Raw genomic sequence first — 8,540 nt, 5'->3', positions numbered from 1 at the left:
CCCCCCGTCGGGGGGACGCGGCCGTCGTCAGGCGAGCCGGGTGCTCAGAGCGGCACGACCTGCTCCGCCTGCGGACCCTTCGGGCCCTGGGTGATCTCGAACTCGACCCGCTGGGCCTCGTCGAGGGTGCGGTATCCCTGCGTCTGGATCGCGGAGTAGTGCACGAAGACGTCGGCCCCGCCGTCGTCCTGCGCGATGAAGCCGTAGCCCTTCTCCGAGTTGAACCACTTCACAGAACCTTGCGCCATGCTGATCCTTCGACCTTCCGTCACAACGGGCACGAGCGGGCCGGGCGGCCACCCGTCGCTGCAGGCCGCACCGCCGGTTCGTGCGAAGGAGCGCCTCTGCAACGCGGTCAGTGTGGCACGGACCACACCGCCGTGCCACGGATATGCCACGGAAGCCGCGCATCGGCCATTCAGGACGGCGCTCAGGGCGGCCCGGAGGGCACCGCGTCAGTCGTCGTCCTGCCGGGCCAGGAAGCGCTCGAACTCCGCGCCCAGCTCGTCGGCGGTCGGCAGGGGCGCCTGCTCGGCCAGGAGGCTCGGCCGCCCCACCGACCTCGTGAAGGCGTCGTACTGCTCCTCGAGCGCCTTGACGACGGCCTTCACCTCGCCCGACTCCCCCACCTGCTTCTCGACCTCGATGGTCGCGTCCGCCGCGGCCTCCGCGAGCAGGCCCGTCGCGAGGTCCAGGCCCGTGGCACGCTCCACGTGCCGCAGCGCGACGACGGCCGCCGGCGCGTAGCGGGACTGCGCGAGGTAGTGCGGCACGTGCACGGTGAAGCCGATCGCGTCGTGCCCCGCCTCGCCGAGCCGGTACTCCAGGAGCGCGGCGAGCGAGCCGGGCACCCGCACGGTGCCGAAGAACGACGTGTAGTCCTCCACCAGGCCGGGACGCGTGCCGTGCGCCGTGAGCGACAGCGGCCGCGTGTGGGGCACGCCCATCGGGATCCCGTGGAAGCCGACCGTGAGGGAGACGTCGAAGCGCTCGACCAGGCCCTTCACGGCCGCCACGACCCGCTCCCACTGCAGGTCGGGCTCCGAGCCGTGCAGCAGCAGGAAGCCGGTGCCCTCACGGTCGGCGACGTGGTCGATCGCGAGATAGGGCTCGTCGTAGGCGGACCACCGGTCGGCGTCGAACGTCATCCCGACCCGCTTCGAGCGGTAGTCGAGGAGCTGGTCGACGTCGAAGGTCACCAGGCGCGTCGTGGTCAGCTCGTCGGTGACGTGCTCCACGGCGATCTCCCCCGCGGAGCCCGCGTCGACGAACCCGTCGAGCGCGTGCAGCAGCACGGGTCCGGCACCCGTCGGCGCCGCGTCGGGCCCCTGGTGGGGCAGGACGCGCCGGGCGGCGGCCTCGTCGACCTCGTAGATGCTCTGCGGGTCCAGCAACGGTCTCCTCCTCGGTTCTCCGGCTCGTGCCGGCGGGCTCGCGCCCGCAGGAGTGTCAACCGTGCCGCACCCCGGATCCTTCCCGGATGCGGGACACCTTCCCCGCGTCCCCGCTCAGCGGTGCGGCAGCCGCACCACCGTGACGAAGAAGTCGTCGATCTGGCGGACCACCTGGATGAACCGGTCGAAGTCCACGGGCTTCGTCACGTACGCGTTCGCGTGCAGCGAGTAGGACCGCAGCACGTCCTCCTCCGCCTCGGACGTCGTGAGCACGACCACGGGGATGTGCTTGAGCCGCTCGTCGGCCTTGACCGCCGCGAGCACCTCGCGGCCGTCCATCCGCGGCAGGTTGAGGTCCAGTAGGATGAGGTCCGGGGTCGGCGCCTGGGCGTGCTCGCCCTCCTTGCGCAGGAACGCCATCGCGCTCACGCCGTCCGCCACCACGGACAACCGGTTGGCGACCTTGTGCTCCTCGAACGCCTCACGGGTCATGAGCACGTCGCCCGGGTCGTCCTCGACGAGAAGGACCTCGATACCCGTCTGCTGGTCCGTCATGCCCGCTCCCTCGTCGTCGAACGCCCGGTCGGGGCGCGCCCCTGCCGTTCCACCGCTGCATCGTCGCAGGTCAGCGACGTCTACCGAGCCTAGCCGACGATGGGGTCCGACGCCTCGTCGCGGTCCGGCAGGGTCCACCGCACCGACGTCCCGCCGCCCGGGGCGGGCTCCAGCCAGACCCGTCCGCCGTGGTGCTCGACCACCCGCTTGACCAGGGCGAGCCCGATGCCGGTGCCCGAGTAGACGTCCTTGGGGTGCAGTCGCTGGAAGATCACGAAGACGCGCTCGGCGTACTGCGGGTCGATGCCGATGCCGTTGTCGGTGCAGGACAGCTCCCAGCCGGGCTCCGGCCCGGTGACCCGCCGCGCGGACAGGTGCACGCGCGGCGGGCGCGCGGGGTCCCGGAACTTCACGGCGTTCCCCACGACGTTCGCGAGCAGCATCGTCAGGAGCGCCTTCTCCCCCCGGACGACCGGCAGCGGGTCGTGCGTGATCTCCGCACCCGCCTCGACGATCCGGCCCTCCTGGTCGTGCCGCACCTGTTCGAGCGCCCGCTCGAGGTCGACGTCCTCGGGCTCGCTGCCCGAGCGTCCGACCCGGGAGAAGCTCAGCAGGTCCTGGATGAGCCGCTGCATGCGGCGCGCGCCGTCGACGGCGAAGCCGATGTACTGGTCGGCCCGCTCGTCCAGCTGTTCCCCGTAGCGCTTCTGGAGCAGCTGGGTGAAGCTCGCGACCTTGCGCAACGGCTCCTGCAGGTCATGGGAGGCCACGTAGGCGAACTGCTCGAGGTCGCGGTTCGAGCGCTCCAGCTCCTGGTTGGAGCGGGCCAGCTCGCGCGCCTGCTCGGCGAGCTGGGCGTGGGTGCGCTCGGTCTCGGCGTGCGATGCGCGCACCTCGGCCACCTGCTGCACCAGCTCGCGCCGCATGTGCTCGACGTCGGCCGCGAGCGCCGCGACCTCGCCCGTGCCCTCGACCCGGATCTCGTGCTCGTGCTCCCCGGTGCTGGCGGCGCGCACCGAGTCGGCGAGCCGTGCCAGGGGCCGGGTCACGCCGCGCTGCAGGGCGCGCCACATGAACAGGCCCATGATCACCACGAGCAGCACGAGCACGATCACCACGACCAGCAGGGTGAGGTTCCACGCGTGGGCCGCGTCCATGGCCTCGTCGCCCGCGCCGACCCGCAGCAGCACCAGCGAGCGCTGGATCGCGACGAGCGCGACGGCGAGCGCGAGCAGCAGCACCGCGCCGACGATGAGCAGCAGCCGCAGGACGACGTCGTGCAGCGGGCGTTCGCGCCTCACGGGCGCGCCCACTCGGCCGAGTCCGCGAGGGTCGAGGACCGCTCCCCCAGGTACGGCGTGTCGTGCCCGGTCCACCCGACGACGAGCAGCGCCGCGTCGTCGGTGAGCGGGCCGCCGTGCAGCGCCCGCACGCGGCGCAGCACGCGCTCGACCACGCCGACGATGCCCTGGCGCTCGAGGTCCTCGCGCACGAGGTCGTGGAGCCCGGACTGCCCGAGGCGCGGCACCCGGCGCCGGAGCGGGCCGACCCGCGCGGGCCGCTCGCCGTGCAGCGCGACGAGGCCGAGGGCGTCCCGCCCCAGCCCGTCGAGAGTGGGGTCGGTCGCGGGGTCGTCTTCCTGGTCGGTCCCCGGCTCGGCCGGCGGACCGGCCGCGGGCACGCCGCGGCGCACCTCCGCCTCCACGAGGCCGTCGGTGTAGAGCATGAGCGCGAACGGGCCGTCCAGCGCGATCCGGCGCGGCTCCCACCCGCCGTCGACGGGCACGCCGAGCGCCCGCCCCCGGCCGGTGGGCGACAGGAGCTCGCAGCGCAGGTCGCCGACCGGCCCGGTGATGAGCAGCGGCGGCAGGTGGCCCGCCAGGTAGAGGTCGATCCCGGAACGGTCGGGGGCGACCACCACCTGGCACAGGGTGACGAAGACCTCCGGCCGGGCGCGCTCGGTCAGCAGCACGCGCTCCAGGTGCTCGAGGATGCGCTCGGGCGGCGTCCCGGTGAGGACGAGCGTGCGCCAGGCGGTGCGCAGGGTCGCCCCGAGCGCCGCCTCGTCGGGACCGTGGCCCGCGACGTCGCCCACGACGGACAGCACGGAGCCGTCCGGCCGCTCCACGGTGTCGAAGAAGTCGCCCCCGAGCAGCCCGCCGCCGCCCGGCAGGTAGCCGACCATCACGGAGATGCGCTCGTCGCCCACGAGGGGCTTGGGCAGCAGGGCGCGCTCCAGCCGCGCGGTCTCCTCCGCGCGCACCGCGCTGCGGTACAGCGCCCTCTGCTGGGCCGCGGACCGGCGCCGCTGGAGCGCGTAGCGCAGCGACCGGCCGAGGAGACCGGAGTCCGTCTCGCCTTTGACGAGGTAGTCGTCGGCCCCCGCGGCCACGGCCTGCAGCCCCTGGTCGCCACCGGTCAGGCCCGTGAGCACCACGAGGGCGGGGACGTCGTGCACGCGCTCGGCGACCTCGCGCAGCCGCGACACCGCCGTCAGCCCGACGGCGTCCGGGAGCCCGAGGTCGAGCAGGACGCAGTCGACCCCCGGGGCGCCGCCGGGCCGGGAGAGGGCGTCCACGGCCTCCGCCACCGACCGGGCCCGCCGCAGCACGACCGTGACCTCGGCGTCCTCGAGAAGCTCTGTGACGAGCAGCGCGTCGCCGTCGTCGTCCTCCACGAGAAGGACGGTGGCGGCCGCGTCCTCGGCGGGTCCGTCGGACCCGGCTCGCAGGACGTCGCCGCTGCTCATGGGCCTGATCCTAGCGCCGGCCCTCCGCTCCGGGCAGGTGTCGGGACCTCGGCGCGTCGCCGCTCGGCGCCGGACGGCGCCCGCGAGGGCGCCCGGCATCTGCAATGATGGTCCGCCGCCGGGGCCGCACCGTCGTCAGAGCGCGGCCCGAAGGACGCTGGGGAGGATGCGTGGCAGGCAGGCAGGACGAGCTGGCACGCGAGCAGGGGGTCGTCGACGGCCTCTACGCCCGACTGGACGAGCTGCGGCGCGCGACGCGCGACCGGCTCGCGGAGGTCCGGCGCTCCGGACCGTCGGGGTCGCCGCAGAACCGGAGCGAGCGGGATGCCTTCGCCACCCTCTACGAGGACCGCGCGGCCCAGCTGGACGCCGTCGAGGACAGGCTCGCGTTCGGTCGCCTCGACCTCGAGGACGGCGACACCCGGTACGTGGGACGCCTCGGCCTCGCGGACGCCGAGCACCGGTCGCTGCTCACGGACTGGCGGGCGCCCGCCGCGACGCCGTTCTACCGGGCCACCGCCCTGCACCCCGCCGGCGTGCGCCGTCGCCGCCACCTCGTGACGACGGGACGCACGGTCACCGGGCTCGAGGACGAGGTGCTCGACCTCGACGCCCTGGCGGAGGGGGCCGAGGGCGACGACGGCTCCCTCGCCGCGTCGACCCTCTCCGGCGAGGGCGCCCTCCTCGCCTCGCTGGCCGCGCGGCGCACGGGCCGCATGACCGACATCGTCGCGACGATCCAGTCCGAGCAGGACCGCATCATCCGCGCCGACCTCGCCGGCGCGCTCGTCGTGCAGGGCGGGCCCGGCACCGGCAAGACCGCCGTCGCCCTGCACCGCGCCGCCTACCTCCTGTACGCCCACCGCCGCGTGCTCGAGCGCAGCGGCGTCCTCCTCGTGGGCCCGAGCCGCGCGTTCCTGCGCTACATCGACCAGGTGCTGCCCTCCCTCGGCGAGACGGGCGTCGTCGCGACCACCGTGGGCGAGCTGCTCCCCGGCGTCCGGGCCGACCTGGCCGACACCCCCGCCGCCACCGAGATCAAGGGGCGGCTGCTGTGGCGCGACGTCGTGCGCCGCGCCGTGCGTGCCCGCGAGCGGGTGCCGGATCGGGACGTCCGGTTCCGCCTCGAGGGGTACGACCTCGTCGTGCGCCGCCGGGACGTGCGCGACGCGATCGGCCGCGCGCGCCGGACCCACAAGCCGCACAACGAGGCGCGCACGGCGTTCGTCCGCGACATGCTCGCGCGGCTGGTGGACCAGTACCGTGCGGCGGCCGACGCCGACCTCGCCCCCGAGGACGTCGCGATGGTCACCGAGGACCTGCGCTCGCACCGGGACGTGCGGGTCGCCCTGAACCTCGCCTGGTTCCCGATCACCCCGGAGAAGCTCGTGGCCGATCTCTTCGCCAAGCCGCACCGGCTGGCGGAGGCCGCGCCCGAGCTCTCGGCGAGCGAGCGAGCGGCGCTGCGCCGCGACCCGGACGCGCCCTGGACCGAGGCCGACGTGCCCCTCCTCGACGAGGCCGCCGAGCTGCTCGGCGAGGACGGCTCGATCGCCCGCGCGGAGGCCCGGGCGCGCGCCGCCGAGCGTGCCGCCGAGCTGGAGTACGCCCGCTCCGTGCTCGAGTCCACCGGCGCGGGCGGCGGGCTGGTGGACGCCGAGACGCTGGCCTCCCGGTTCGAGTCCACGGGGCCGCGGCTCACGACGGCGGAACGCGCCGCGGAGGACCGCACCTGGACGTACGGCCACGTGGTCGTCGACGAGGCGCAGGAGCTGTCGCCCATGGCGTGGCGGATGCTGGTGCGCCGGGTGCCCACGCGCTCGATGACGATCGTCGGCGACGTCGCGCAGACGTCCTCGCCCGCGGGTGCCCGGTCGTGGGCCCGTGCGCTGGACCCGGTGCTCGGCGACTCCTGGCGTCTCGAGGAGCTCACCGTCTCCTACCGGACCCCGGCCGCCGTCGCGGACGCCGCGCAGCGCATGGCCGCCGAGGCCGCGCTCCCCGTCTCGCCGCTCACCGCCGCCCGGCAGGTCGACGGCGCGCTCGAGCTCACCCGCGTCACCCCGTCGGGCCCGGCGCGGCCGGTGCTGGTCCAGGAGGTCGTGGACCAGGCGGTCTCCCTCGCGGGCGAGTTCGTCGGCGCCGACGGCGCGGGACGGGTGGCCGTCGTCGCGGCCGCCGACGAGGTCGAGGCGCTCCGCGCCGCCCTCGAGTCGGCCCTCCCGGACGCCCTCGGGCCCCAGGAGGCCGCCCGGCTGCTCGCCCAGCGCCCGGAGGACGCCCAGGTGAGCGTGCTCGACCCGCGCGCTGCCAAGGGGCTGGAGTTCGACGCCGTGGTGCTCGTCGAGCCGGCGGCCGTCACCGAGGGCCCCGGCGGGGCGTCGGACCTCTACGTCGCGATGACCCGGCCCACCCAGCGGCTCGTCGTGGTGCACGAGCGCATGCTGCCCGCCGGCATGGTGGAGCTCGCGGCCGCCTGACGCCGGCGGCGCCGGATTGGTGAGACGGGTTTGTGGGCGCGGGCCCGCACGGCGCACCATGGCCTCGTGCTGCGAGCCCTCCTTCTCGAGAACGTCCACCCTGTCGCCGCCCAGAATCTTCGTGATGCGGGCATCGACGTCGTCACGCGCCCGGGCGCGCTCGACGAGTCCGAGCTGATCGAGTCCCTCGCGGACTTCCAGATCCTCGGCATCCGGTCCAAGACCACCGTGACCCGCAAGGTGCTGGAGAGCGTCCCCGGCCTGCAGGCCGTCGGCACCTTCTCCATCGGCACCAACCAGATCGACCTGGACGCCGCCGCGGCCCACGGCGTCGCCGTGTTCAACGCGCCGTACTCCAACACCCGGTCGGTCGTAGAGCTCGCGATCTCCGAGATCATCGCCCTGACGCGACGCCTCACGGTGCGCGACAAGGCGCTGCACGACGGCGTCTGGGACAAGACCGCGGAGGGCTCGCACGAGGTGCGCGGCCGGACGCTGGGCATCATCGGCTACGGGAACATCGGCTCCCAGCTCTCGGTGCTCGCCGAGAACCTCGGCATGCGGGTGGTCTTCTACGACACCGCCGAGAAGCTCGCCCTCGGGAACGCGCACCGGGTCGAGACGATCGAGCAGCTGCTCGCCGAGGCCGACGCGGTGACGATCCACGTGGACGGGCGGCCGGGCAACGCGGGCCTCTTCGGCGCCGACCTGTTCGCCGGCATGAAGCCCGGCGCGATCTTCCTCAACCTCTCGCGCGGCTTCGTCGTGGACGTCGAGGCCCTGCGGGAGCACATCCTGTCCGGCCACCTCGGCGGCGCGGCCGTCGACGTCTTCCCGACCGAGCCCAAGAAGCGTGGCGACGACTTCACCTCGCCGCTGCGCGGGCTGCCGAACGTCATCCTCACCCCCCACGTCGGCGGCTCGACGGAGGAGGCCCAGGAGGCGATCGGCGAGTTCGTGTCCAAGAAGCTGCGGGACTTCGTGGCGACCGGGTCCACGACGCTGTCGGTCAACCTCCCCAATCTCCAGCTCGCGCACACGGGCGTCGGCCGCATCATGCTGCTGCACCGCAACGTGCCCGGTGTCCTCGCCCGCGTGAACCAGGTCTTCGCCGACCACGGCGCCAACATCGAGGCGCAGATGCTCGCCACGCGCGGCGAGATCGGCTACGTGGTGACCGACATCTCGGACGTCACGCAGCGCGGCGCCTCGGCCAAGCTGCAGGCCATGGACTCGACCATCCGCCTGCGCATCCGCGACGCGTTCGAGCGGCCGGAGTTCCCGCCCGGGCCCGCCGCCGGCTGACACCGAGCCGGCACCGCACGCCGCGCGCTCCACGGACGCACGAAGGGAGGAGGCCCC

7 protein-coding genes are annotated in these 8,540 nt (G+C 74.3%); 2 read left to right on the top strand and 5 right to left on the bottom strand.

Annotation, left to right across the window (positions count from 1 at the left end):
• Positions 1–44: 44 nt before the first annotated feature.
• From ACFUVW_RS17470 to ACFUVW_RS17450, 5 genes are all read right to left on the bottom strand, one after another.
• Positions 45–248: a cold-shock protein gene (locus tag ACFUVW_RS17470; protein WP_429728529.1), complete on the bottom strand. Its 204-nt coding sequence runs from the start codon at positions 246–248 to the stop codon at positions 45–47.
• A 207-nt stretch (positions 249–455) separates the two neighbouring features.
• Positions 456–1,394 (bottom strand): proteasome assembly chaperone family protein, encoded by a 939-nt coding sequence (locus tag ACFUVW_RS17465; RefSeq protein WP_430572584.1) that lies wholly within the window; start codon positions 1,392–1,394, stop codon positions 456–458.
• Between the two features lie 114 nt (positions 1,395–1,508).
• Positions 1,509–1,949 carry a response regulator gene (locus tag ACFUVW_RS17460; RefSeq protein WP_429762197.1) on the bottom strand — a complete coding sequence of 147 codons (441 nt, stop codon included), beginning with the start codon at positions 1,947–1,949 and terminating at the stop codon, positions 1,509–1,511.
• Between the two features lie 89 nt (positions 1,950–2,038).
• Positions 2,039–3,250, bottom strand: coding sequence for an ATP-binding protein (locus tag ACFUVW_RS17455; RefSeq protein ID WP_430572583.1), 1,212 nt, complete (start codon positions 3,248–3,250; stop codon positions 2,039–2,041).
• The gene (locus ACFUVW_RS17450; RefSeq protein WP_430572582.1) at positions 3,247–4,698 is read right to left on the bottom strand and encodes a PP2C family protein-serine/threonine phosphatase; all 1,452 of its coding nucleotides are present in this window, start codon (positions 4,696–4,698) and stop codon (positions 3,247–3,249) included. The genes ACFUVW_RS17455 and ACFUVW_RS17450 overlap by 4 nt, the downstream gene beginning before the upstream one ends.
• 170 nt (positions 4,699–4,868) lie before the next feature.
• Here ACFUVW_RS17450 and ACFUVW_RS17445 point away from each other — a divergent pair, with 170 nt between their 5' ends.
• Both ACFUVW_RS17445 and serA read left to right on the top strand, forming a co-directional pair.
• Positions 4,869–7,178 carry a HelD family protein gene (locus ACFUVW_RS17445; RefSeq protein ID WP_430572581.1) on the top strand — a complete coding sequence of 770 codons (2,310 nt, stop codon included), beginning with the start codon at positions 4,869–4,871 and terminating at the stop codon, positions 7,176–7,178.
• 66 nt (positions 7,179–7,244) lie between these two features.
• On the top strand, positions 7,245–8,483 hold the full coding sequence (gene serA / locus ACFUVW_RS17440; RefSeq protein WP_430572580.1) for a phosphoglycerate dehydrogenase: 1,239 nt from the start codon (positions 7,245–7,247) through the stop codon (positions 8,481–8,483).
• The last annotated feature ends 57 nt before the right edge of the window (positions 8,484–8,540 follow it).

This window comes from Isoptericola sp. NPDC057391 (genome assembly GCF_042668085.1).
Classification (GTDB): Bacteria; Actinomycetota; Actinomycetes; order Actinomycetales; family Cellulomonadaceae; genus Isoptericola.
This window is presented reverse-complemented; position numbering and strand designations above follow the sequence as displayed.